24 protein-coding genes, 2 pseudogenes and 1 riboswitch are annotated in these 23,113 nt (G+C 35.1%); of the genes and pseudogenes, 16 read left to right on the plus strand and 10 right to left on the minus strand.

Translation table 11 applies throughout. The annotated features are described in order from the left end of the window. Nucleotides 1-153: 153 nt before the first annotated feature. From DT250_RS27845 to DT250_RS27855, 3 genes are all read left to right on the plus strand, one after another. A complete protein-coding gene (locus DT250_RS27845) occupies nucleotides 154-981 on the plus strand; it encodes a class I SAM-dependent methyltransferase (RefSeq protein ID WP_088062219.1) in 828 nt (275 codons plus the stop codon). 565 nt (nucleotides 982-1,546) lie between these two features. Next, a complete protein-coding gene (locus DT250_RS27850; protein WP_149214053.1) occupies nucleotides 1,547-2,131 on the plus strand; it encodes a CGNR zinc finger domain-containing protein in 585 nt (194 codons plus the stop codon). A gap of 118 nt (nucleotides 2,132-2,249) precedes the next feature. Next, entirely contained in the window at nucleotides 2,250-2,804 is a 555-nt protein-coding gene (locus tag DT250_RS27855) for an HPP family protein (protein ID WP_000065737.1), read from the plus strand. 165 nt (nucleotides 2,805-2,969) lie between these two features. Here DT250_RS27855 and DT250_RS27860 read toward each other — a convergent pair whose 3' ends face one another. Then, nucleotides 2,970-3,080, minus strand: coding sequence for a YjcZ family sporulation protein (locus DT250_RS27860; RefSeq protein WP_000505686.1), 111 nt, complete (start codon nucleotides 3,078-3,080; stop codon nucleotides 2,970-2,972). A 294-nt stretch (nucleotides 3,081-3,374) separates the two neighbouring features. Then, nucleotides 3,375-3,641, minus strand: a complete 267-nt coding sequence (locus DT250_RS27870; RefSeq protein ID WP_076535848.1) for a YmzC family protein — start codon at nucleotides 3,639-3,641, stop codon at nucleotides 3,375-3,377. 558 nt (nucleotides 3,642-4,199) lie between these two features. On the opposite strand from DT250_RS27870, the gene licT reads away from it, so the two are divergent. The 6 genes from licT (at nucleotide 4,200) to DT250_RS27900 (ending at nucleotide 10,211) form a co-directional block, all read left to right on the plus strand. Further along, nucleotides 4,200-5,048, plus strand: a complete 849-nt coding sequence (gene licT, locus DT250_RS27875) for a BglG family transcription antiterminator LicT (protein WP_149214055.1) — start codon at nucleotides 4,200-4,202, stop codon at nucleotides 5,046-5,048. A 147-nt stretch (nucleotides 5,049-5,195) separates the two neighbouring features. Then, a complete protein-coding gene (locus DT250_RS27880) occupies nucleotides 5,196-7,088 on the plus strand; it encodes a beta-glucoside-specific PTS transporter subunit IIABC (protein ID WP_149214056.1) in 1,893 nt (630 codons plus the stop codon). A gap of 95 nt (nucleotides 7,089-7,183) precedes the next feature. Next, nucleotides 7,184-8,623: a 6-phospho-beta-glucosidase gene (locus DT250_RS27885; RefSeq protein ID WP_149214057.1), complete on the plus strand. Its 1,440-nt coding sequence runs from the start codon at nucleotides 7,184-7,186 to the stop codon at nucleotides 8,621-8,623. A gap of 158 nt (nucleotides 8,624-8,781) precedes the next feature. After that, nucleotides 8,782-9,240 (plus strand): MarR family winged helix-turn-helix transcriptional regulator, encoded by a 459-nt coding sequence (locus DT250_RS27890; protein WP_088062231.1) that lies wholly within the window; start codon nucleotides 8,782-8,784, stop codon nucleotides 9,238-9,240. Further along, nucleotides 9,233-9,817, plus strand: coding sequence for a CDP-diacylglycerol--serine O-phosphatidyltransferase (gene pssA, locus DT250_RS27895; RefSeq protein ID WP_142291685.1), 585 nt, complete (start codon nucleotides 9,233-9,235; stop codon nucleotides 9,815-9,817). Before DT250_RS27890 ends, pssA begins: the two co-directional genes overlap by 8 nt. 22 nt (nucleotides 9,818-9,839) lie before the next feature. Continuing rightward, the gene (locus tag DT250_RS27900; RefSeq protein WP_149214058.1) at nucleotides 9,840-10,211 is read left to right on the plus strand and encodes an ATP synthase subunit I; all 372 of its coding nucleotides are present in this window, start codon (nucleotides 9,840-9,842) and stop codon (nucleotides 10,209-10,211) included. A 105-nt stretch (nucleotides 10,212-10,316) separates the two neighbouring features. Here DT250_RS27900 and DT250_RS27905 read toward each other — a convergent pair whose 3' ends face one another. From DT250_RS27905 to DT250_RS32420, 4 genes and pseudogenes are all read right to left on the minus strand, one after another. After that, nucleotides 10,317-10,421, minus strand: a complete 105-nt coding sequence (locus tag DT250_RS27905) for a YjcZ family sporulation protein (RefSeq protein ID WP_000505689.1) — start codon at nucleotides 10,419-10,421, stop codon at nucleotides 10,317-10,319. Between the two features lie 594 nt (nucleotides 10,422-11,015). Then, nucleotides 11,016-12,191 carry an MFS transporter gene (locus DT250_RS27910; protein ID WP_048561593.1) on the minus strand — a complete coding sequence of 392 codons (1,176 nt, stop codon included), beginning with the start codon at nucleotides 12,189-12,191 and terminating at the stop codon, nucleotides 11,016-11,018. 288 nt (nucleotides 12,192-12,479) lie between these two features. Further along, complete coding sequence (locus DT250_RS27915; protein WP_000433539.1) at nucleotides 12,480-12,791, minus strand: ArsR/SmtB family transcription factor; 312 nt, start codon at nucleotides 12,789-12,791, stop codon at nucleotides 12,480-12,482. 194 nt (nucleotides 12,792-12,985) lie between these two features. Beyond that, a pseudogene (locus tag DT250_RS32420) lies at nucleotides 12,986-13,087 on the minus strand (TetR family transcriptional regulator); the annotation flags it as partial. 216 nt (nucleotides 13,088-13,303) lie between these two features. Between DT250_RS32420 and DT250_RS27925 the strand changes: the two are divergent. From DT250_RS27925 to DT250_RS27935, 3 genes and pseudogenes are all read left to right on the plus strand, one after another. Then, nucleotides 13,304-13,951 (plus strand): VanZ family protein, encoded by a 648-nt coding sequence (locus tag DT250_RS27925; protein ID WP_149214060.1) that lies wholly within the window; start codon nucleotides 13,304-13,306, stop codon nucleotides 13,949-13,951. Nucleotides 13,952-13,998: 47 nt separating this feature from the next. Further along, nucleotides 13,999-14,253: pseudogene (locus DT250_RS27930) on the plus strand (hypothetical protein); the annotation flags it as partial. Between the two features lie 148 nt (nucleotides 14,254-14,401). Further along, nucleotides 14,402-15,055: a DUF2306 domain-containing protein gene (locus DT250_RS27935; RefSeq protein ID WP_149214061.1), complete on the plus strand. Its 654-nt coding sequence runs from the start codon at nucleotides 14,402-14,404 to the stop codon at nucleotides 15,053-15,055. Between the two features lie 107 nt (nucleotides 15,056-15,162). Here DT250_RS27935 and dhaQ read toward each other — a convergent pair whose 3' ends face one another. Both dhaQ and dhaS read right to left on the minus strand, forming a co-directional pair. Then, nucleotides 15,163-16,161 (minus strand): DhaKLM operon coactivator DhaQ, encoded by a 999-nt coding sequence (gene dhaQ / locus DT250_RS27940; RefSeq protein ID WP_149214062.1) that lies wholly within the window; start codon nucleotides 16,159-16,161, stop codon nucleotides 15,163-15,165. Between the two features lie 19 nt (nucleotides 16,162-16,180). Then, nucleotides 16,181-16,747, minus strand: a complete 567-nt coding sequence (dhaS, locus tag DT250_RS27945) for a dihydroxyacetone kinase transcriptional activator DhaS (protein WP_000204216.1) — start codon at nucleotides 16,745-16,747, stop codon at nucleotides 16,181-16,183. Nucleotides 16,748-16,925: 178 nt separating this feature from the next. On the opposite strand from dhaS, the gene dhaK reads away from it, so the two are divergent. Beyond that, nucleotides 16,926-18,677: a dihydroxyacetone kinase subunit DhaK gene (dhaK, locus tag DT250_RS27955; protein WP_149214063.1), complete on the plus strand. Its 1,752-nt coding sequence runs from the start codon at nucleotides 16,926-16,928 to the stop codon at nucleotides 18,675-18,677. A 98-nt stretch (nucleotides 18,678-18,775) separates the two neighbouring features. Here dhaK and DT250_RS27960 read toward each other — a convergent pair whose 3' ends face one another. Next, on the minus strand, nucleotides 18,776-19,327 hold the full coding sequence (locus tag DT250_RS27960) for a DUF4352 domain-containing protein (RefSeq protein WP_149214064.1): 552 nt from the start codon (nucleotides 19,325-19,327) through the stop codon (nucleotides 18,776-18,778). Nucleotides 19,328-19,619: 292 nt separating this feature from the next. On the opposite strand from DT250_RS27960, the gene DT250_RS27965 reads away from it, so the two are divergent. Continuing rightward, entirely contained in the window at nucleotides 19,620-20,009 is a 390-nt protein-coding gene (locus DT250_RS27965; RefSeq protein ID WP_000940657.1) for a hypothetical protein, read from the plus strand. Nucleotides 20,010-20,333: 324 nt separating this feature from the next. Here DT250_RS27965 and DT250_RS27970 read toward each other — a convergent pair whose 3' ends face one another. Next, entirely contained in the window at nucleotides 20,334-20,540 is a 207-nt protein-coding gene (locus DT250_RS27970; RefSeq protein ID WP_149214065.1) for a hypothetical protein, read from the minus strand. 231 nt (nucleotides 20,541-20,771) lie between these two features. Then, nucleotides 20,772-20,878, plus strand: a riboswitch (SAM riboswitch). A gap of 82 nt (nucleotides 20,879-20,960) precedes the next feature. Between DT250_RS27970 and DT250_RS27975 the strand changes: the two genes are divergently transcribed. Beyond that, nucleotides 20,961-22,019: an LLM class flavin-dependent oxidoreductase gene (locus tag DT250_RS27975; protein WP_149214066.1), complete on the plus strand. Its 1,059-nt coding sequence runs from the start codon at nucleotides 20,961-20,963 to the stop codon at nucleotides 22,017-22,019. After that, nucleotides 22,012-22,968 carry an ATP-grasp domain-containing protein gene (locus DT250_RS27980; RefSeq protein ID WP_149214067.1) on the plus strand — a complete coding sequence of 319 codons (957 nt, stop codon included), beginning with the start codon at nucleotides 22,012-22,014 and terminating at the stop codon, nucleotides 22,966-22,968. The genes DT250_RS27975 and DT250_RS27980 overlap by 8 nt, the downstream gene beginning before the upstream one ends. The last annotated feature ends 145 nt before the right edge of the window (nucleotides 22,969-23,113 follow it).

Genomic DNA, 23,113 nt, shown 5'->3' on the forward strand with positions numbered 1-23,113 from the left:
AATCAATTTGAAGCAAACTGAAATACGCATTTTTATGTGTTTATTCGGTATGCCCATTTGATTTTTTTACTCTACGGACTTGTTCTCTTTTTTAACCGCAGAGTAAAGCTCTGCGGTTTTTTTGTGTTTAAAAATTTTTAGGAGGAAGTTTTTATGAATAATTTATTAAATCAATTGCAGGTACCTTCACGATTTGAACAAACTGATAATGTTTTTTGGCAAGATCCTTATATTGCTAAAAAATTATTAGAGGTTCATTTAAGCTCTGATACTGAAGGAGCTAGTAGGAGTTTTCAGTTTATTGATAAATCTATTGAATTTATCCAACAAATAGCTCCCAAAAAATATTGTCAAAAAGTACTAGACTTAGGTTGTGGCCCAGGTCTGTATAGTGAGCGATTAGCTAGAAAAGGTTATACAGTAACAGGGATAGACTTCTCTGAAAACTCAATTCGTTATGCTAAAGAACAAGCAAAAAAGTTAGATTATGATATTGAATATCGTTATGAAAATTATTTGGAATTAAATGATTCAAATATCTATGACTTGGCCCTATTGATATATTGTGATTATGGTGCTCTTGCGCCTGGAAATCGTAGTAAATTACTTTTCAACATTTGGAACAGTCTGAAGGATGGTGGAAAGTTGTTATTGGATGTTTTCTCTCAAAATAAATTTGATCAGTTCAAGGAAGAACAATATTGGAGTATGAATGAAAATGGTGGTTTCTGGTCAAAGGATTGCTATTTAGCTATCGGTAGAAATCTCAAATATCCTGATAGAGTAACATTAGAACAAACAACAGTGGTAACCGATGATAAAATAGAAACTTACAACATTTGGTATCAATTCTTCACAAAAGAATTATTCATCAAAGAGGTAACTGCTGTAGGGTTTACTGTAAAAGAAATTTACGATGATGTTTCTGGTGAAACTGGCAACGGAGGAAGTCAAACTATAGCCTTATTGTTAGAAAAATAAGGTTAAATCGAACAAAGAGAAAGAAATATATGTTATAAATTTTTTCAAAAAGCAATATTTTTTCTTTTCAACAAACGGCAGCTATTGTTGGATAAAACTTAGATTTTTAAATGGCTTTATTATTATATTTTTTAGTGTAGTAAATATTTTACTTTAAAAATTAAACAAGCATAACCTCGTCCTAAATTTAGAACGGGGTTATGCTTGTTTGAGCCTTTAAAATTTAATAACTTTATTATCATTTTACAACATGTAGTATGTAAGGAGATTATTTCAAGGGCTATTCACAAATTGTAGGTGGGGATAGAGTTGTTTTAAACCGTTCCCCATAAATGATAAACCATACCGAAAACAAAAAAAGCTAGTCCTACAAACAAAACGATTAAAGCAAGCATTCCGTTTTTATTATGTTCCATACAGTCAGCTCCTTTTTAAGTTATATACAAAAAGCCTTTAGTCATAATTATGGCTAAAGGCTTTGGTCTTCATACTTTGTAGTTTATAAAAAAGTTGCACTTCTGTATTAATTTGGAATATGATTGTTTAAAGAGTAGGTGATGAGTACATGCAGGAAAGAAAACAATTCCCGCTTATATCTGGAAATCTCTCATTAGATTTAGTGAATACAGAGTTAGTTAGGCGTGGACAACGTTATGATTTATTAATAACAGATGAAGATGTATTAGAATGGCTACATGTAATAAAGGTTAATCTTCCTTTTTCGGACGAAAAACCACTTATAGGAATTCAAGAGCGAATGAATCAAGTTACATCTAGCATACTAGAGCTAAGAGAATTACTGAGAAAACAGTTTGAGGCAATTGCCGATCAGCACGAAATTTCTGATGATTTTATTACGTATTTAGAAAAACAAATTGAGAAGGCACCATTTACATATAAAGTTATTGAACAGAGTTTAGTACCTATTCCAGTTGGAGAAATTGAGGATGTACTTGTATCGTTAATTGCATTTGATGCTTTAACGTTAATAGCAGAAAATGAGCTTATTTCTCTTAAAAGGTGTTCAAACCCTGACTGTGTTTTATTATTTATAGATAAAAGTGGAAAGCGAAAATGGTGTTCTATGAAAATATGTGGGAACCGAAAAAAGGTAGCAAAATTTCAGGTTCGAAAGTCTGAAGAAGTTTAGGGAATCAACTTATAACAGTTGATTCTTTTTTTCTGCATCTTTAAACTAACCTCTAAAATTAATATTGACTGGTTAGTTCATTCGGAATATAATTATTGGTAAATAAAGGAGGAGAATGATGAGTAATATAACAGCAGCTAAGCAGAAAGAGGATCAACCAATAAGTGTACGATATTTTGCAAAAATGAAAGGGAAAGGAAGAAGTCCATTACAAGTAAATATAAAGGACTCTTTAACGGGATTATTGGGGGGATTTTTAACGATTCTCACCTTAACATATTTAACGAGTATAACTTCTACAGAATTACTAATGGCTCCATTTGGAGCGAGTTGTGTATTAGCGTTTGGAGTTTGGAATGCACCGCTATCTCAGCCGCGTAATATTATTGGAGGACATTTGATCTCAACTTTTATTGGTCTATCAATATATCATTTGTTTGGGAATGAATATTGGACAATTGCTTTAGCAGTTGGTATGTCGATTGCTATTATGATGTTAACAAGAACAACGCATCCTCCGGCAGGGGCTGATCCCATTGTCGTTATTTTAGGAGCATACAGTTGGAGTTATTTAGTAACACCGGTTTTAGTTGGTTCCCTTGTTATTGTAGTTATTGCTTTATTTATTAATAATATGAGTAGTAAAAGGAGCTATCCAACTTTCTGGATATAGTTTGTAAAGTGAAAAACTATTTAAGCAAGTATTTTATTTTACTATGTTTCATTTTTTATATAGAAAAAGCCTTTAGTCGTAATGATGACCAAAGGCTTTTATTCACATACATTTTAGTTTACAAAGAAAAGACACCCATATAAGAGTGTCTTTTCCGATAGTTTTTTAGCAGAAGCAAGAAGCTCCAACAATGATCAATAAAATAAACAATACAACTAGTAAAGCAAATCCTCCAGAAAAACCGCAGCTTCCGCCGCAACTACCACCAAATCCCATAATAGTTCCTCCTTTAATAAGAGGGGAAAACAAAGGGTCACTCGTGTTTTTTAACGGATTCTATTTACTTTATGTTTTGATGCATAAACGTGAGCAGGTCCTTTTGAAAATAAAAAAAGACACCTTAAGATGCCTTTATCCCGCTTTAATGGGCAGTAAGACCCCACCTCAAAATTCAGCGAAAGCAAAGAATTTAGGTGGGGATCGGGCTGCCCATAAAAGTCCGATTGGTTCAACTAATAATCAGTGGGGGATGAAGAAAACCCCCACTGATTAAAGTTTCACTTTATGTAATTAATATTCGTTAGCATAAAATTCTTTTATTAGTTTTATTTCATTTGTATCTGGGTTAAATTTAAATATTTTAATTTGATTAGATTCGTCTTTATAGGCAAATGTATTATCGCCAACTGGGGTCATATTGCTGGTGTTTACGATAGGATCGCTACCGTGGTCAGTGATTTCCACAGTTTTCTCACGATCCCAAAACGCAATGACAATGATCAAGATGATAAGGCATATACGTATGTTACGTAGTTCTCTCGATACAGTATTCTCCATTCGATATTCTCCTTTGTTGTTTAATAGATTTTGTTTATAAAAGAGATAATTCTTATGAAAATAAATAAAAAAGACACTTGAAAGTGTCTTTTTTATTTGAGTTATGCGCATTGCTTAATAAGACGCTAGTTCCTCAGTTTGAATATGAGTAACTATGTAGGGTAGTTTCATTATAACATTTTAACCATTAATGGGTCTATATGGAATTTTATTAAAAATTGTGCTTGATTATTCAAAATTGTACATGTAGTGGAAGGTATGTGTTATCTACGGTAATTGTAAAATATAATTGTGTACATAACTAGTCTTGTAATGAATGTAAGCAACAGCTGATCGATTGTTAGTATTTTTCTTTGTAAAAAAATATTCAATAATTTATCATTGCAACCGCTTACTCTTTGTGTATAATAAAGGTAAGTTAATAAGTAAAAGGATTGTTACTGTTCGGCAGGCAAAACCTAAATTGATCTAGAGGCTACGGGTGTAGTGTGGCTTTTGGAATCAGTTTAGGTTTTTTTATTACCTTTTGTGACTTTAAGAAGAAGAAGGCGGAACAATATGAGAATCCATAAAATCTTAAATAACAATGTTGTTTGTACGATGAAGGATACTGAGACAGAAGTTGTACTGATGGGCAGAGGTTTGGGATTTCAGAAAAAAACAGGCGATACGATTGATGAATCTAAGATAGAAAAGACCTTTGTGCTAGAAACAAAAGAATTATCAGAGAAACTTGCTAGGTTGCTAACTGAAATTCCTGTAGAAAATTTAGAGATTACCGAGAGAATTATTCAGTTTGCTAAGACAGTTTTGCCGGGGACTTTAAGTGATTATATTTATCTTACATTAACGGATCACTTAAGTTTCGCCTTAACTCGGCATAAAGAAGGAATGGATCTCAAAAATACTTTGCTTTGGGAGATTAAGAGGTTTTATCAGAAAGAGTTTGAAATTGGTCTACAAGCTTTGAACATAATTGAAGAAGAGACTGGGTTTACACTCTCTGAAGATGAAGCAGGGTCAATTGCACTACATTTCGTTAATGCGCAGCAAGGAGAGCCGGCGATGCAACAAACGGTAGCGATGACGAAAATCGTCCAAGATATTTTAAATGTTGTAAAGTACCACTATAAGATGAACTTAGATGAAAGTTCATTTAATTATAGTCGGTTTGTAACGCATTTACGGTATTTTGCGCAGCGTTTAATGCAGAAGGAATTGAACTCGGCCGATGATGATTTTTTATATGAGCAAGTGAAAAGTAAGTATGAAGAGGCATATTGTTGTACAGAAAAAATTGAAGCATACTTACGAAAAGCACATAATAGTCATCTTTCAAAAGATGAAAAAGTGTACGTAACGTTGCACATTCATCGTGTAACGAAACGTAATGAATTATGTAATTGAATAAACGGGATTGTTACTGTTTGGCAGGCAAAACCTAAATTGACTTGTAATGGAGTGATTCGTATGTATCACGCCGTTATGGTTAGTTTAGGTTTTTTCTTTTATAAAAAATAATAAATGGGATGATTGTAGGGAGGGAAAGTTACTATGAAGTATGAAAAATTAGCAAAAGACATACTGAAACATGTTGGCGGGAGAGAAAATATACATAGCGTTGTACATTGTATCACTCGTTTACGATTTCAGTTAAAGGATGAGGGGAAAGCAAATACAGAAGTACTGAAAAGTATGGAAGATATTGTGACTGTTATGAAAAGCGGCGGACAATATCAAGTTGTAATTGGTAACCATGTATCCGACGTATACAAAGCGGTTATTGCTGCTGGAGGGTTTCAAGAAGCTGAGGAAGAAACTACGAGTGAGAAGAAAAAGAGTAGTCTTATAGATATTCTTTCTAGCATTTTCACTCCTGTTTTAGGGGTGTTAGCTGCAACAGGGATGATTAAAGGATTTAATGCATTATTTGTAGCGTTAGGCTGGTTAAGTACACAGTCAGGAACGTATCAAATATTAAATGCAGTTGGCGATTCGTTATTTTATTTCTTCCCAATCTTTTTAGGATATACAGCAAGTAAGAAATTCGGGGGATCACCATTCATCGGTATGGCAATTGGGGGAGCGTTAGTCTATCCGGCTTTATCCGGTTTAAAAGCAAGTGAGCCATTATATACGCTATTTGCAGGAACGATGTTTGAATCACCAATTCATATTACGTTTTTAGGGATACCAGTTATTTTAATGAACTATGCATCATCTGTTATTCCAATTATTCTCGCTGCTTATTTTGGAGCGAAAGTAGAACATTCTTTAAAGAAAGTTATTCCAGATGTTGTGAAAACATTTTTATTACCATTCTTCACATTATTAATCGTTGTACCAGTTACATTTCTCGTTATTGGTCCAATTGCGACGTGGGCAGGGCAGTTTTTAGGACAGACGACGCTTTGGGTTTATAATGCAAGCCCATTAGTAGCGGGTGCTTTACTCGGTGCTTTCTGGCAAGTACTTGTCATATTTGGCCTTCATTGGGGCGTTGTTCCGATTGGCTATAACAATTTAGCAGTAAACGGTGTTGATCCGATATTAGCACTTATATTTGCTGCTTCATTTGCTCAAATTGGTGCTGTGCTTGGCGTTTGGATGAAAACGAAAGATAAGAAATTAAAAACACTTAGCATTCCAGCTTTTATTTCAGGTATTTTCGGCGTTACAGAACCAGCGATTTATGGTATTACACTTCCTCTTAAAAAGCCGTTTATTATGAGCTGTATTGCTGGAGGAATTGGCGGCGCAATACTTGGCGTATTTGGTACACAAAGTTATATGACAGGCGGACTTGGTATATTTACGCTTCCTACATTTATTAGTCCGAAAGATGGGATTACAGCTGGATTTTGGGGAGCAATTGTTTCAATGGTTGTTTCTTTAATAGTAGGTTTTATTTTGACTTACTTATTTGGTTTTACGAAAAAGCAAACATCTACAAAAACAGCTGAAACAATTGATAAAATTGCTGCATCAAACGATGATGAAATAATCTTTAGTCCTTTCCATGGCGCCGTTATGCCGCTTCAAAACATTGACGATGCTGCATTTGCATCAGGAGCGTTAGGTGAAGGAGTTGCGATTGAGCCTTCAGAAGGAAAGTTGTTTTCACCAGTTTCAGGTACGATTTCTGCGCTGTTCCCGACGAATCATGCGGTAGGAATTACGGCGGATTCAGGTGCTGAAATTTTAATCCATATTGGGATGGATACTGTGAAATTAAATGGCGAATTTTTCTCTTCTCGTATTGAACAAGGAGTGAGAGTAGAAAAAGGGCAATTACTTATTGAGTTTAATATAGCTGAAATTCAAAAGGCGGGTTACATTGTGACAACACCAGTTGTTGTTACAAATTATGATAAATATAGCATCAAAAAAACGGAAATAGAAAAGATTCAAGCAGGAGACTCCTTACTAAAGTTAGGAGTTAAATAGTAGTTACATTTCATACAGGTTCAAACGAAGAAAGGTATTCTTTAAAACTTACAATAGCTTTCATCGTTCATTCTTATATAAAGGAGTTTTTCTATATGTCTAAAGTTAATTTTCCAAAAGGATTTTTATGGGGTGGAGCAACTGCAGCCAATCAAGTTGAAGGCGCATATGTAGAAGACGGAAAAGGATTAACGACGGTTGATCTATTACCAACTGGTGAAAATCGTTGGGATATTATGAAAGGAAATATTCATTCTTTTACGCCGGTAGAAGGAGAGTTTTACCCGTCACACGAAGCGATTGATTTTTATCATCGTTATAAAGAAGATATCGCTCTTTTTGCAGAAATGGGATTTAAAGCGTTACGTGTATCGATTGCGTGGACGCGTATTTTCCCAAGTGGTGAAGATGAAAAGCCAAATGAAGCAGGATTACAGTTTTATGATAATTTGTTTGATGAACTGTTAAAGCACGGTATTGAACCAGTCGTTACGATGGCTCACTTCGATGTGCCTGTTCATTTAGTAGAAAAGTATGGAAGCTGGAGAAGTAGAAAGCTTGTAAACTTCTTCGAGACGTACGCAAAAACGATCTTTAATAGATATAAAGATAAAGTGAAATATTGGATGACGTTTAATGAAATTAATATGCTTTTACATTTACCTTTCATGGGAGCAGGTCTAGCGTTTAAAGAAGGGGATAATAAAAAACAAATTCAGTATCAAGCAGCGCATCACCAACTTGTTGCAAGTGCGTTAGCTGTAAAAGCGTGTCATGAAATCATTTCAGATGCAAAAATTGGTTGTATGCTTGCTGCGGGTGCAACGTATCCGTACACATGTAATCCAGACGACGTTCTTCGTGCGATGGAACAAGACCGTGAATCATTCTTCTTCATTGATGTACAAGCAAGAGGAGCATATCCGGGATACGCAAAACGCTTCTTTAAAGATAACAATGTAACAATTGAAATGGAAAAAGAAGACGAGGAAATTTTAAAAGAGCATACAGTTGATTATATTGGCTTTAGCTACTATTCAAGCCGAGCAACAAGTACAGATCCAGAAGTGTTAAAAAGCATAACGAGCGGAAATGTATTCGGTTCTGTTGAAAATCCATACCTTGAAAAATCAGAGTGGGGATGGACGATTGATCCGAAAGGCTTCCGTATTACAGCGAACCAACTGTACGATCGTTACCAAAAACCGTTATTTGTCGTTGAAAACGGTCTCGGTGCAATCGATCAATTAAATGGTGAAGACGAAGTGAATGATGAATACCGTATTGATTACTTGCAAAAACATATGATTGAAATGTCCGAAGCGATCCAAGATGGAGTAGATATTATCGGATATACAAGCTGGGGCCCAATTGACCTTGTAAGTGCTTCTACTGGAGAAATGAAAAAACGTTACGGATATATATACGTTGATAAAGATAATGAAGGAAAAGGTTCATTAAAAAGATCGAAGAAGAAAAGCTTCGATTGGTATAAGGAAGTAATTAAGACGAATGGTAAGAGTTTGGAATCTTAAGTATGAAAGGGAGACATCTTGATTGATGTCTTCTTTTTCATTGTGAATGATGGAGCTATATTTCCCTTTACACAAACATAAAGGTATAATATAGTTTAGTTAAGTGAACTAAACTATCGGATAAGATGAAAGAGCAGCATAATTGGAGGAAGAACACTATGACTAGATCATATAAAGAAGTAATTAATGAAATGAATCGAGCCTATACGGAACTCTACATTTTACTATTTCAAGATTTAAAGGATGAGTTCGGTCTTACTGGGCAGCAAGAGAGCATGCTATTTCATATTAATTTAAATGAAAACACGACAGCAAATAACATTGCGAGTACTTTTAATATAACGAAAAGTGCTGTGAGCCAAGTTTTATCGAAATTGGAAAAGCAACAGATGATTTCAAAGCAAGTTAATCCGAATAATAAAAGGGAGTATTTCCTTACACTCGGTCCAAACGGTAGTAAGTATATGGAGCAATTGTCGAAGTTAGATGATGTATTAATCGAGAAATATTTCTCGAAAATTGATATCGAAGCTTTGCAGCAAATGACTGATACGTTAACGAAAATAAATAAAGTGATATTGGAAGAAAAACAGAAGAATCTTGATTGTAATGAGTAAGAAGCAAGATGAAGCAATTAGTAGAAAGGAGGAGAAGCGTGTTATGAGTTACATACCAAATATGATTACGATAGCAAATTTTGTGTGTGGGCTTTTGGCTATTCACGCTGTTTTCGTTCACGATATGTATGGTGCAGTTATGTTCATTATTACAGGTATGGTATTTGATCTGTTTGATGGTATGGTTGCTCGGAAACTAGATTCTGTTTCGGAAATGGGCGGAGAACTAGACTCATTTGCGGATTTAGTGACTTTTGGTGTGGCACCGTCTATTCTTGCATATAGTGCCTCGTTAAAAGATTTGCAGTTTATTGGGATGATATGTGCACTCGCGTATAGTATTTGCGGAATGCTGCGGCTTGCTAGATTTAACACGCAACAAAGCAAACTCCCAACATTCATCGGAATGCCCATTCCATTTGCGGCAATGTGTCTCCTCATTTTATGCCTCCTAAATAACCCAGTTTCCGTAGCGTTGGGCACATGCTTACTCGCTTATTTAATGGTGAGCAAAATCAAATTCCCCCATTTTAAAAAAGATATATCGGAAAGCTTGAAGTCCGAAAGATGGGATTAATAGGAAAGATAAGGAGCATAACATGATTCGTATGGCATTAAGATCATTCAACATACAAATATATTGTTTACTAGGCGTGATGTTCTTGGGATGGTTGGTGACACCTTTTTCAGCCCAGTTTGTAGGGATAAGCATCGGCCTTTTAGTTAGTATGTACTGCGCCTGGATTTTAGGAAGGCGTATTGAAAAGTTCGGAAATAGCATCGTAAAAAAAGAAAAAGCACCGATGCTCGGCATGATGAATCGATTTGCAGCGGCCATACTCGGCGCGATTATTATGTATGAAATTGAACACCGTGAGTACATGTGGACATTTGCTGCGGGAATTATGGGTGGGTATTTCTTGGTTATTATTAATTTGGGGTATTACAGTATGAGGGATGCGAAGGAATAAAGTGCTGTGTAAATCACTAATTTGGATGTGAAAACCTTCCTTTATAGAAAGCTTTTTATTACAAAGAAAAGACACCCATATAAGAGTGTCTTTTCCGATAGTTTTTTAGCAGAAGCAAGAAGCTCCAACAATGATCAATAAAATAAACAATACAACTAGTAAAGCAAAGCCGCCGCCACAACCACTACTACAACTACCACCAAATCCCATAATAGTTCCTCCTTTAATAAGAGGGGAAAACAAGGGGTCACTCATGTATTTTAATGGATTCAACTTACTTTATGTTTTTTACACAATAATTGAGCAGGTCCTTTTGAAAATAAAGAAAAGACACCCTAAGGTGCCTTTCTCCGACTTGAACCATCTTAATTTTAATAATATTGGACTCCCGTCCGAATATTATTTTACCATGTTAAGTTGTTTTTGGAAATATTTCATATCGATAATTGCAATACACGGTTTAGTTTTTGAATTATATATCTGTCTAAACGTTGAAATTAATAAAGGAACGATATACTTGAGGGTTTTTATGAGTGATTACAATCATACCATTAAAAAGAACCCCATAAATGATAAACCATTCCACTAACAAAAAACACTAATCCTAAAAATAAAACAATTAAAGCAAGTACTCCATTTTGATTATGTTCCATAAAATTAGCTCCTTTTAGAATTATTTTTATATACAAAAAAGCCTTTAGTCGTAATTATGGCTAAAGGCTTTGAGCATTATACTTTTTAGTTAATAAAATCGTATAAGAAGAATTTATAATGTTTTTTATCGAATTTGGAACTGACAATGTACTAGCTTGATAATGAAGCCTGGCTATTAGAGTTGAAAAATTTTAGTTTTATTATAATTAATAGAAATGAGAGTAGTGTGAATATAAATCCGCTCCAAATAAGCTGGTGAATACCTAAGTTTGAAATGAACCAGCCTCCAATAGTGGTTCCTAAAGTAATTCCGAGATTTGAGAACGAAACGAATAGACTATTACCAAATTCAGGTGCTTCTTTAGCTTCACTTATTAACCATGTTTGACCAACAATTAATCCACCAGCATGTACGATTCCCCAAATGAATACTATAAAAATCATTGGAACAAGGTAGGAACCTAAATAATAAACCAATATGTAAACAATAGAATATAGAATAGGGAATGATATTACAGTGTTTATTATGCTTTTTTGCAGGAGACCACCAAATAAATGATTACCTAAAATCATAACTATACCAAATATGAATAGCATGATACTGATGAGAGATCCATTCATGGAAGTTACTTTTGCAAGGTACTCGGCGAAGTAGCTGTATACGGAAAACATGGCTGCAAAAAGGAATGTGACGGTTAAAATATTTAACCATAATCCTGGTTTGCCGAGTATACGAATTTGTTTGCCGAAAGACATTTTTTCTTTAACTGGCATAGAAGGAAGTAGGAGTAGTATTCCAATGAATGCAACAGTGTTAACGAATGCTCCGAATAAGAAAGCCATTTCGAGTGAAAATTGGTCCGCAAGGTAAGAGGTTAGTGGTACACCTAAAGCGAAACCAACAGTAATTCCCATGAAAACTTTTGTAACTGCTTGACCGCTCTTTTCTGGAGGGACAAGTTTAGCAGCTGTTACAAGAGCGATTGAAAAGAAGAGTGGATGAAGCGCTGCCGGTAAAATACGAAAAATAAGCATGATTTCAAATTGTGTTGTATAAGCGTAGATTAAATTTGAAATAACAAATATGAAAATTGCTGTTAATAAAATTATTTTGCGATTAATACTAGAGACGAGCAGAATTAAAAATGGACCAGAAATAGCAACAACTAGTGCAAATATACTTACTAAAAATCCAGCTTGTGTAGTTGAAATTCCGAATTTTTCAGTGATTTGTGGTAATACGCCGACAATACCCATCTCAGTAGTAATAATTCCGAACACACCTATTGCGAGTGTCAGAATAAGTAAAGGATTTACTTTTTTCATTTATTAAACTCTCCATTCGTATCAGTATTTTGAAAGTAAATTCATTAACAAAGAAGCATTATTATAAGCATGATTGGATGCCAATATTATCAGGAGTATGTAATTCTAAATACAATAACAGATATCTAAATAACTAGATATGATATGTTAAAAAAATTTCTCCTTTCGATGTTTCTTGCTTTTATAGGCAGTGCAATTTATAAAAAAAGTAATTGGATACCTGTAAAAAAGCAGAATGTGTGAAAGCTAATAATCAATTAGTATGCTGATTGATTATTAGCTTTCATTTTATAATTCGTTTTGGACGTATTCAGAAAACTCTCGTATTGTTTTTTCGTTTCGACGATAGTAGGTCCATTTTCCAATTCGGTCAGACTCTAGTAAGCCTGCTTTTTTCATAGTTAATAAATAACTAGAAATAACCGATTGGGCTAAGCCAGTTTTAAGCTGGATATCTCCTACACATACTCCAACTTGAAAGTTAAGGTCTTGTTCTAGATAAGGTTTTTCATCGAAATGGTTTTCTGGATTTTTCAACCATGATAAAATTTGACATCTTGTTTCATTTGACAATGCTTTATAAATTAATAAAGGTTCCATAAGGATATTATATCTACTTTTATAGATTTGTAAATGGGTTTTAGTAATTTTAAGGGAAGAAGGTATAGTTGATCCCCTTGAATAGGAATAAGGTGCTCTTGGTCTGTACCCTTTGTAAAGGACATTCTAAAAAAAGTTAGGCAACCTAAAAAAGATGATTTCTGTATGCAAACAGGAGTTATCTTCTTTAAATTCTATTGATAGCAAGAGTGATTATAGTACGTCATATATTTCTTAATTTCATGTGTTAACTGAACAAACGATTCACATGATTTTATATATGCTTCATCGGTTAAAGTATTACGAGGATTACGGGCAAAAGTGATAATATTGTTAGGTTTAAGCATGTTGTTGCCTAGCTATCAATGGCGGATTCCTAAGAAGAGTAATAATAAAACCCAACTGAAGATTTAAGAAAAATTTTATGTTTACCCCACTTTTTATTTTAAAAGTTTCTCCTATCCTATAAACAACAAAGTCATAGATGAAATTGTAAAGTTAGGGGATTCTACATGGATACAGGAGTTTTGATGAGTTATTTGTATACTTATTTTTTTACTATTATGTTTTGTATTGTGTTTCAAATTGGATTTTATTTTAAAGCGAAAAGAACTATATCTATTCTGCATTTTTTGTGGGTGTATGTTTTTCTATTCTACCTTTCGCTAGTGTATAGGGTGACGCAGATCGCGACTGTATGGGATATAAGTAGATATGAAACGTGGATTCGTGTAAGTCAAATCAACTTGACTCTATTTGATACGGCAGGTAGTACTACGTATCTTTTGAACATTGTACTGTTTATGCCATTAGGTTTTTTATTACCGACTATTTGGCCGCAGTTTAGAAAAATGAAAAACACCGTATGTGCGGGATTCTTTTTTTCATTGGCAATTGAGTTAAATCAATTACTAAATAATAGAATTACAGATATTGATGATGTATTTACGAATATCCTTGGGGCAATTATTGGGTATGTATTATATAAAGTATTATATACAGCGTTATTTAAATTGATATTGAAAAGAGAGGGAAAACAGCTTGATGCCAACGCTTCTCTAGTCATAAAATACGAGGCCGTTTTTTGTTTAGTGTGTTCATTTGTAGGTGCGATGTTAATTTATCATCCAGCTTTATTTGGAAGACCTGTCATCCTTTAGTGAGGTGATTATGCTCTTGTGCTATCACGTTTATACAATGATTCTAGTATTTCTTCCAATCAGCACAAGATTCTCTCTATACGTTATTAAGCTATTCAGCAGACTGTAAGATGATCAGTAATCGTACTGGTGAGATTGAAATAAAGGCTGACAGTTTCTATCCAAGTTTTTCATTTATGTATGATGCGCAAGAATTATTTATTATTGGTGGGGAAGAGAAATGGTCACATATCCATTATATAAAAAGATTTTTCCATCTTGAGCAGATTACAGATGAGCTGACTATTGATGTAAGAAAATGAGAGATGAGAAGGAATAGATGAGTAAACCCTCAAGTATAGAACGATATACGTGAGGGTTTTTATGTATGAAGAAGGCTTTTCTATTTTTCTCTAGAATGAACAGTAATGTATAATCTAATTCCTTAATGTAATAAGGAGGCAGTAAAATTTGAACAGGAAAATTTGGTTTGTATTTACTTTTTTTGCTCTTTTAGTATCTGGTTATGTTGTTGTCCAATATTTTATTATGGATGGATTTCAAACAGGACTTGTAAAAGCGAAGCTTATGTTTGGATCTAAATTAAGTGAATTCTGGTATATGATGCTATTTATCCATATTACAACTAGTATAGTAGCATTAGTAATTGGTCCTTTTACATTATCGACTAAATTTAGAGAAAGGAATATCAACCGTCATCGAATAGTTGGGAGAATCTATATGGTTGGTATATTATTAGGAGGCGTTTCTGGACTATATTTATCCTTTTATGCTACGGGAGGGTTGGTAGCGAAGTTAGGTTTCGGTTTGTTATCCGTATTTTGGCTAACATCAGCATATCAAGCGTTACATAGAGTTAAGAATAAAAAAATTAAAGACCATCGGAATTGGATGATTAGAAATTATTCTTTAACCTTTGGAGCAGTTACATTAAGAATTTGGCTACCGTTGTTTATCGTTCTATTTGAAATAGAGCGGTTTGAACTTAGTTACGCTATTATTGCTTGGTTAGCGTGGGTACCTAATTTAATTGTTGCAGAATTATTCATAAGAAAAAGACTTAATAAAGGAAAATACGAAGGAAATGAGGATTTACATTTTTAATGTAAATTTGCTGTAATATTGAGGGCAGAATTCTTCAGTAATTGAATTTTTTAATAGCTGAATTACGTACAAAAATAGGATGGCCAATTGAAGCCATCCTATTTGTATTACCAACTAGCAGTTTCCGTACTTTCTTTCAACCACTTCACCCAATCCGAATCCTCTACCTTAAGCAAACTGAGCGAAACACCTTTCATATCTAAAGAAGTTAGCAGCGTACCAACTTTTACGAATGTAATCTGTAATCCTTCCAGCTCACATAAACGGCGAATGTCATTTGCGAAAATGTATTGTTCCATTAGTGGAGTTGCGCCTAATCCGTTAATGAGGATGGCGAAGTTGTCGCCTTTTCTCCAGCGGTAAATGCTTTTTAGTTTGTTCATTAGTTCGATCGCTAATATTTCAGAAGAGGATAGTGCTTCTTTACGGTAACCTTTTTCGCCGTGAATGCCGACTCCGTAAAAGACTTCATCGTCGTTTAATGAGAACGAAGCTTTTCCCTGCATGGGATCATTGGCAGGTGAAAGTGCGACTCCTAATGTGTGTAAGTTTTCGGTGATAGAACGGCCAAGTGTTGTTAGTTCTTCTAAAGAATGTCCGCTCTCAGCAGCCGCACCAAGTATTTTTTGAACGAAAACAGTACCAGCGACGCCGCGTCTTCTTTTATTAAACGAAGCATCATCTTCAATTGAAACGTCGTCATTTACGATGATATGGTCAATTTGTCTTCCTTCTTCTTTTGCGATTTGTTCTGCTGCTAGAAAATTTGCTACGTCATCTTTAAAGTTTTTGATGATGAATAAAATATTCTTATTTTTTGGCATGAGGCGAGTTGCTGCAATAATTTGTTCCACTGTAGGCGGAGTGAAAATACTGCCGTTTACTGCCGCCGTAAGCATACCTTTTCCTACATAACCAATATCAGCAGGTTCATGTCCGCTACCACCGCCGCTTATGATAACAACGTTTTGCGTCAGTTTTTCTATATCTTTTACATAAATGATGTTATTTGTTTCATCGTAATTTACTTTTTCGTTATGTTCAAAATAAAAGCCATGCATCATATCTTGAACGATATTTTGTACATCATTCATAATCTTTTTCATTGCTTTTGCCACCCTTTAATTACTTTGCTGATTGTTCCAGTAATAGTAGTAATTGATTGTTTATCATATTTTTCATGAGAGAAGACATAATGGAAGGATCTACTTCGCATTTGCTTTCAATCCAATCTTTTATCGTTCCAACGAAGCCGTGACTATAAAAGGAGGCAATCGTATTTTTTGTCTCATCAGAAAGGCTGAATCCACAGCTCATAGATAGTTCATCAATAATCTTCATATATAAGTTTTTCGTATGCTCAAATAAATAGTGATTAAACGAGTTTTGCTCAATGACTTTAAAAGCATTTCGGTAAAATTTTTGATTTTCGTAAAAGTAATCAAATAATAAATCGAAAATATTTTCCCACGTTTCATAGTCGAGAAAGTCGATAATGTTTTCTTTCGTTTCTTCTCTATAAATCCAGCTTAATAGTTCAAATTTATCTTTAAAATGATAATAAAAAGTTTGCCTACGCATTTGACAGTGTAACATAATATCGCTCACTGATATTTTATGAAACGACTCTGTTTCCATTAAATACTTCAATGAATTCGCGATTATCTTTTTAGAAATTATAGAAGAGGTCATCTCAATCATCCCTAGAATGTTAATAATATGAAAATCCTACCCATAAATGAGAGCGGTGTCTTTAGACAGATTGTCCATTTTGTCCGTTTACTATAAAACGCTTTCATTTTAACATGGATAGTAAGAAGAAGATTTCAAATATATCACAATATATTAAAGGAATTGAGGGAGAAGCACAATGAAAAAGATTATAAACAAACCAGAAACATTAGTAATGGAAATGTGCAACGGAATGGTTATGGCTCATCCAGAGCTTGAGCTTTTGAAAAAATATAAAGTAATTAAGAAGAAAGAAATGAACGAAAATAAAGTAACGTTAATTAGTGGCGGCGGTAGTGGTCATGAGCCAGCGCATGCAGGATTAGTCGGAAAAGGAATGTTAGATGCGGCAGTGTGCGGAGATGTGTTTGCTTCGCCTTCACAAATTCAGGTATATCAAGCAATTAAAGAGACAGCGAGTAAAAAAGGTACGTTATTAATTATTAAAAATTACAGCGGCGATATTATGAATTTCAAAAACGGAGCGCATTTAGCGACGGAAGATGGAATTGAAGTAGATTACGTAAAAGTGGACGATGATATTGCGGTAGAAGATAGTTTGTATACAGTAGGACGCCGCGGCGTTGCGGGGGTTATTCTCGTTCATAAAATTGCCGGCGCAGCAGCGGAAGCAGGTATGGATTTAGGAGCGGTGAAAGCTGTAGCGGAAAAAGCAGCGGCTAACGTGCGTACAATCGGTTTAGCATTAACTTCTTGTACAGTTCCAGCGAGCGGATCACCTACTTTCACACTTGCGGAAGATGAAATGGAATACGGCGTAGGTATTCACGGTGAACCAGGAATTAAGCGTGAAAAAACGATGTCAGCTGATGAATTAGCTAACCGTATGACAAATGATTTAATAAAAGATTTAGGAGTAAAAGATGGCGAGGAAATCGCACTTCTAGTTAACGGTTTTGGCGGAACACCACTACAAGAACTTTACTTATTTAACAACGCAGTGACGAGAGAATTAGCTGCTAGAAACATTAAAATTAATAGAGTATTTGTCGGAAACTATATGACGAGTATCGATATGGCTGGTATGTCTTTAACAGTAATGAAACTAGACGATGAGTTAAAAACATTACTATCGAAAGAGTGTAATACACCTGCGTTTAAAGTAGATGGACCAGTTGAAAGTGTAGAGTACGTGAATGTACTTGAAGATGTAGAAGAGAAAGAAGTTTCCTTCGAAATAGAAACAGCGGAAGAGCACGCTATTATAAAAGATAATGTCATTACATTAAACAACATGATCTATCTCGTTGATAAAATGAGTGACGTTATTATTAAAAACGAAGTACCGTTCTGTGAGTTAGATACACATGCGGGTGATGGCGACTTCGGAATGAGTGTGGCAAAAGGATTTAAGCAATTAAAACGTGAGTGGCATTCTATCGTAGATCAAGAGAACGTAACAATCGGATCGTTCCTTGACGGTTGCTCAATGATTATTATGGAACATTGCGGCGGCGCATCTGGTCCAATTTGGGGCGGTGCATTCCGAGCAGCTAGTAAAGCAGCAGGCGAGAAGCGTGAGCTAACAGTGAAAGAATTCGCTGAAATGTTACAAGCAGCGCTGCAAGGTATACAATCTATCGGTGAAAGATCATTCGGTAGAGGAGCAGTAGTTGGTGACAAAACACTTGTTGATGCACTTGCTCCATGTGTAGACTCTTGGTTAGCTAGCGCTTCAAACGAAGAAGACATGAAAACTGCCTTTGAAAAAGGCGCAGAAGCAGCGGTTAAAGGAGCAGAGTATACGAAAGAAATCGTAGCTCGCATGGGCCGCGCCGGTACAGTTGGTGAAAGAAGCTTAGGCTATCCAGATGCAGGTGCACATGCACTTGGGGTTATCTTTACTGAGATTGCGGGTAGTTTGAAATAGGAATTAGAAAGTCCCTTTGCCTTAAGGTGGAGGGACTTTTATATATTCTTCATTTGTATCTATATCAAATTTTTCAGTGCTTTTTGCGTATTTGAGACTTAGCTTTTTTGTGATTGCAACTTATCGATTTTCCAGCGTGCTCCTAGAGGATCTAAAGAGCTTTCAATATAAAACATATATTCATCTGCGGTACTTGGTACTTCAAAAGCTATTTTTAATTCTACCGTTTCATTTGGTTTAACTTGTATATCAGAAGGGTTTTGATCAAGCACCTTTCCTTCATAGGCCTTTCCGTCTTTTTCATCTTTTAGGTTATATTTTAATTCTGATAGTCCAATCGTTTGACCTCTTACATTTTTTACAGAGACATTAACAACGACGGAATCGTTACTAGCATTTAAATATGCATTTTGAACGGCGGTCAAGTAATAGCCTCCCTTAACACTCTCACCAACTAATAAAATACCTTGTTCCAAGCGGTTCATATCTTCTTTTTCTTCAAAATTTATTAATTTTTCATTTTCATTTTTTGCGGTTGGTTCTTCTATTGGACCATTTTCAACGGCACTATCTTTTTTATCTTGTGTGCAAGCAGCCGTAACACTGGCTAATACTAGAATTAAAGTAAGTAATATGAATGATTTTCTCATAAAATTAATCTGTCTCCTTAAGTTTCTCAATTTTGTGCAACTATACATATAAGATTAACATAATGTCTCATTATTGGCTCAAAATAGGGGTTCTTTTAGATACCTTATTCTTTTTCCTTTTAATATACATCCGATTGGTTCTCACGATATTTGTTAATCTTGTAAATCATTGTCTTAGTAATACCGAGGGTTATTATAAATATATTAATCACGTAATTTGTCCCTATCAAAATGAACGATTCTTGCATCTAATATAGTGTAAGTATATTTTATTTTGAAAGGATGTGATTATATGGCTCATAAATCTACGGGAGTGTTTCGAGTTCCAGTTTCTGAAAATGGGATTATTCCAACTGCTCTCAACATTATGTTAAACAATGATTCACGCTGCCATACTAGTAATGTAACGGTAACTGTTAAGAGAAGTCGAAATATTTCTTTCCCGACTCAAAATGAGTTAGTTGAAATCTCTCGTACTTTTGTTTCTTTAGAACCAAACAGAACAACTAAGATTGTGTTGTTTACGCCAGAATTCCAAATAGAAGATTTTCTTGATGTCATCATTAGTGGAAATAAAGATGATGTTAAGGATGTTCTTGTATATTCTTTCTTAGCAGATTCAGCGGGTCACAATCTGCCATCTACTGTTTTCAGAAATGCAGAATACACTTTTGCTTGCTGACACCGTGATGATGTATTCTTTACTGTCATATATTTGAAGAGAAATGTTAAATAGGAGTTGATTTAACTTTTATTTGGGTTTTCCAAAGGAGTCTGCTTTAGCCAAATAAACAAGGAACCGACTAGTAGGTTCCTTGTTTATTTGCATTTAACATGCAATTTCGTGTCTGTTATTCCGAAAACAACTTTACACAGGAACGGATTTTTCCTAGTGAAGCAGCACCTATAGATGAAAGTACCCAATATTCCAATTGTAAAGGTAAGCGAAATGCTTGAATGTTACCATCATTAATAACCATCTTCATAATATGTAGTTAGTATTATTTTATTCTTCAAATCTCTCCGGCTTCTCCACTCTAAATGATTTCACCTCACCACATTCTAAACAAAATGTAGTTAATAGTTTGGAACGTTTCCCTGCTGAAAAGAGCCTACTAGAATCATCTTCACAAACATATGCATGATAAGCAAAGCCAACTCTGCCTTCTTTAAATGTAGTAGAACCACAATTCTCGCATCGTTTATTTTTCATGCTACTAACACCTCATTTGCTGTGTTTTTAAGATAGAAGTAAAGCAACTTGGTTATACATGATGTTTTCGACATGATACAACATAGCCCTTTATATATTCGTAAGTAAAACAACATAATAATTCTCTATAACAATATGATTTCATATATCATTTAATGTTTATCGGAAAAATAAGTATTAAAGGATTGATTTTTATTATTCTGATGATTATAATAAATGAAAATCAAACAATTCTTATGCTGAGAAGTGGAGGGACGGGCCCTATGAAACTTCGGCAACCTCGTTTTAGACGAAAGGTGCCAAATCCTGCAGGTGAAAAAACACCTGAAAGATAAGAGCGGTTCACTTAGTCAAGAAGGCTACTCTTATTTCGATAAGAGTAGCTTTTTTTATGGCTAAAAGATAAAGGGGGAATAGGTAGTGGAGTATGGTTTTTGGTTACCGATTTTTGGGGGATGGCTTCGAAATGTAGATGATGAATCTATGCCGCCTACGTTTGAGTATGCAAAACAAACAGCGCAAGCGGCAGAACAATTAGGTTTTTCAACAACACTTATTGCAGAATTAAACTTAAATGATATAAAAGGTGTGTCAGCACCAAGTTTAGAAGCGTGGACAACTGCGGCAGCACTTGCAGCAGTGACGGATAGATTAGAGATTATGACAGCTGTCAGACCTGGATTCCACAATCCAGCTGTTACAGCGAAAATGGCAGCAAATATCGATCAATTAAGTAATGGCCGTTTTACATTGAATGTAGTTTCAGCATGGTGGGAAGAAGAAGCGAGACAGTACGGCGGAGTATTTACCGCACATGATGAAAGGTATGATCGCACAGAAGAATTTGTAACAGTTTTGAAGTGCCTTTGGAAAGAAGAAGAGTTTTCTTATAAGGGGAACTTTTATGAGCTGCATCATACGCATTTAAGTCCAAAACCTGTGCAGAAACAAGGCATTAAGCTTTATGCAGGTGGTGAGAGTGAGCGAGGAAAAGAGGTCATTGTAAATTACGCGGATGCATATGTAATGCATGGTGGAACAGTGGAAGAAGTATCTGTGAAAATAGAAGATATGAAGAATCGTAGAAAGAAAGTTACAGAGGAGCCATTGCAGTCATTCGGGCTCGCGGCTTACGTTATTTGTCGTGATACAGAAGAAGAGGCATTAGAAGAATGGAGACGCATAACGGATGTGAAAGATGATGCGTTAGGTTACGCGGGTTACCAAGATTTTGTGAGTAAATCGCAGTTGGAACAGCAAGTGAAGCTCAATGATTATTCCGTATCGAATCGCGGGTTACGTCCTAATTTAATCGGAACACCAGAACAAATTGCAGAAAGGATACTTGCTTTTGAAAAAGTGGGTGTTACATTATTACTTTTACAATTTTCACCACAGCTTGAAGAGATGAAACGATTTTCTGAAAAAGTGATGCCAGTAGTTGAAGCGAAAAGAAAGGAATTGATTACAAATGAGTAAAATTTACATATTACATGAGAATAAGGAATGGACGAATCATTTAGTGAAAAGGTTGGAAGAACTGGAGTTACCGTATGAGGAATGGCTTTTAAATGAAGGAACACTTTCGTTAGAACAAGAACCTCCAAAAGGTGTTTTTTATAGCCGCATGAGTGCTTCTTCACATACGAGAGGTCATCGATATGCACCTGAATTAACTGAAGGGGTTCTTGCTTGGCTAGAGGGATACGGGCGCACAGTATTTAATGGGTCTCGTGCATTACGCCTTGAAGTAAGTAAATTGAATCAATATGCAGCATTAAGAAAATTTGGGATACAAGTGCCGAAAACAATTGGTGCTGTTGGCCGTGATCATATAGTAAAAGCAGCAAAGGAGTTAGGAGAAGTACCGTTCATTACAAAGCATAACCGTGCAGGTAAAGGTCTTGGTGTTCAACTATTTCATTCCATTGATGCTTTAGAACAATATTTGGATAGTCCGGTGTTTGAAGAGCCTATTGATGGAATTACTTTAATCCAGCAGTACATCGAAGCACCAGAGCCATATATTACACGTTGTGAGTTTGTAGGCGGCCAGTTTGTATATGCGGTTAAAGTAGATACATCAGAAGGATTTGAGCTTTGTCCAGCAGATGCATGCTCTATTCAAGATGCTTTCTGCCCAGTAGGAGAAGAGAGTAAGAAAGAGTCGTCAACAAAATTTGAAATTATATCAGACTTCCAAGAGCCAATTATTGAACAATACAAAGAGTTTTTGAAAGAAAATGAAATAACTGTCGCTGGTATTGAATTTATTCGTAGTGCGGATGGAACAATTTATACGTATGATATTAATACAAATACAAACTATAATTCTGACGCAGAGTCTGTAGCGAATCAATTTGGTATGCTTGAGCTTGCTAAATTCCTTGGAAGAGAATTAGAAAAACAAGTAGAGTCAATTAAATAATAGGTAAGGTTCTAGTGGGCATATTTGTTAAAGTAATCGTGGTCGTATGGCCAAGATGAAGATATCTTGATGCAGGAGCGCATGCGTTTGAAGTGATCTTTGTGGAGATTGTGAGTAGTTTGAAATAGGAGTAAGAAGATCCCCT

This window comes from Bacillus sp. AR2-1, from assembly GCF_008368755.1.
GTDB classification, from domain to species: Bacteria; Bacillota; Bacilli; order Bacillales; family Bacillaceae_G; genus Bacillus_A; species Bacillus_A wiedmannii.

Bases quoted from the DNA above. Each gene is read 5' to 3' on its own strand.
- DT250_RS27845 (WP_088062219.1), top strand. From the start codon at position 154: ATGAATAATTTATTAAATCAATTGCAGGTACCTTCACGATTTGAACAA.
- DT250_RS27850 (WP_149214053.1), top strand. From the start codon at position 1,547: ATGCAGGAAAGAAAACAATTCCCGCTTATATCTGGAAATCTCTCATTA.
- DT250_RS27855 (WP_000065737.1), top strand. From the start codon at position 2,250: ATGAGTAATATAACAGCAGCTAAGCAGAAAGAGGATCAACCAATAAGT.
- DT250_RS27860 (WP_000505686.1), bottom strand. From the start codon at position 3,080: ATGGGATTTGGTGGTAGTTGCGGCGGAAGCTGCGGTTTTTCTGGAGGA.
- DT250_RS27870 (WP_076535848.1), bottom strand. From the start codon at position 3,641: ATGGAGAATACTGTATCGAGAGAACTACGTAACATACGTATATGCCTT.
- licT (WP_149214055.1), top strand. From the start codon at position 4,200: ATGAGAATCCATAAAATCTTAAATAACAATGTTGTTTGTACGATGAAG.
- DT250_RS27880 (WP_149214056.1), top strand. From the start codon at position 5,196: ATGAAGTATGAAAAATTAGCAAAAGACATACTGAAACATGTTGGCGGG.
- DT250_RS27885 (WP_149214057.1), top strand. From the start codon at position 7,184: ATGTCTAAAGTTAATTTTCCAAAAGGATTTTTATGGGGTGGAGCAACT.
- DT250_RS27890 (WP_088062231.1), top strand. From the start codon at position 8,782: ATGACTAGATCATATAAAGAAGTAATTAATGAAATGAATCGAGCCTAT.
- pssA (WP_142291685.1), top strand. From the start codon at position 9,233: ATGAGTAAGAAGCAAGATGAAGCAATTAGTAGAAAGGAGGAGAAGCGT.
- DT250_RS27900 (WP_149214058.1), top strand. From the start codon at position 9,840: ATGATTCGTATGGCATTAAGATCATTCAACATACAAATATATTGTTTA.
- DT250_RS27905 (WP_000505689.1), bottom strand. From the start codon at position 10,421: ATGGGATTTGGTGGTAGTTGTAGTAGTGGTTGTGGCGGCGGCTTTGCT.
- DT250_RS27910 (WP_048561593.1), bottom strand. From the start codon at position 12,191: ATGAAAAAAGTAAATCCTTTACTTATTCTGACACTCGCAATAGGTGTG.
- DT250_RS27915 (WP_000433539.1), bottom strand. From the start codon at position 12,791: ATGGAACCTTTATTAATTTATAAAGCATTGTCAAATGAAACAAGATGT.
- DT250_RS27925 (WP_149214060.1), top strand. From the start codon at position 13,304: ATGGATACAGGAGTTTTGATGAGTTATTTGTATACTTATTTTTTTACT.
- dhaQ (WP_149214062.1), bottom strand. From the start codon at position 16,161: ATGAAAAAGATTATGAATGATGTACAAAATATCGTTCAAGATATGATG.
- dhaS (WP_000204216.1), bottom strand. From the start codon at position 16,747: ATGACCTCTTCTATAATTTCTAAAAAGATAATCGCGAATTCATTGAAG.
- dhaK (WP_149214063.1), top strand. From the start codon at position 16,926: ATGAAAAAGATTATAAACAAACCAGAAACATTAGTAATGGAAATGTGC.
- DT250_RS27960 (WP_149214064.1), bottom strand. From the start codon at position 19,327: ATGAGAAAATCATTCATATTACTTACTTTAATTCTAGTATTAGCCAGT.
- DT250_RS27965 (WP_000940657.1), top strand. From the start codon at position 19,620: ATGGCTCATAAATCTACGGGAGTGTTTCGAGTTCCAGTTTCTGAAAAT.
- DT250_RS27970 (WP_149214065.1), bottom strand. From the start codon at position 20,540: ATGAAAAATAAACGATGCGAGAATTGTGGTTCTACTACATTTAAAGAA.
- DT250_RS27980 (WP_149214067.1), top strand. From the start codon at position 22,012: ATGAGTAAAATTTACATATTACATGAGAATAAGGAATGGACGAATCAT.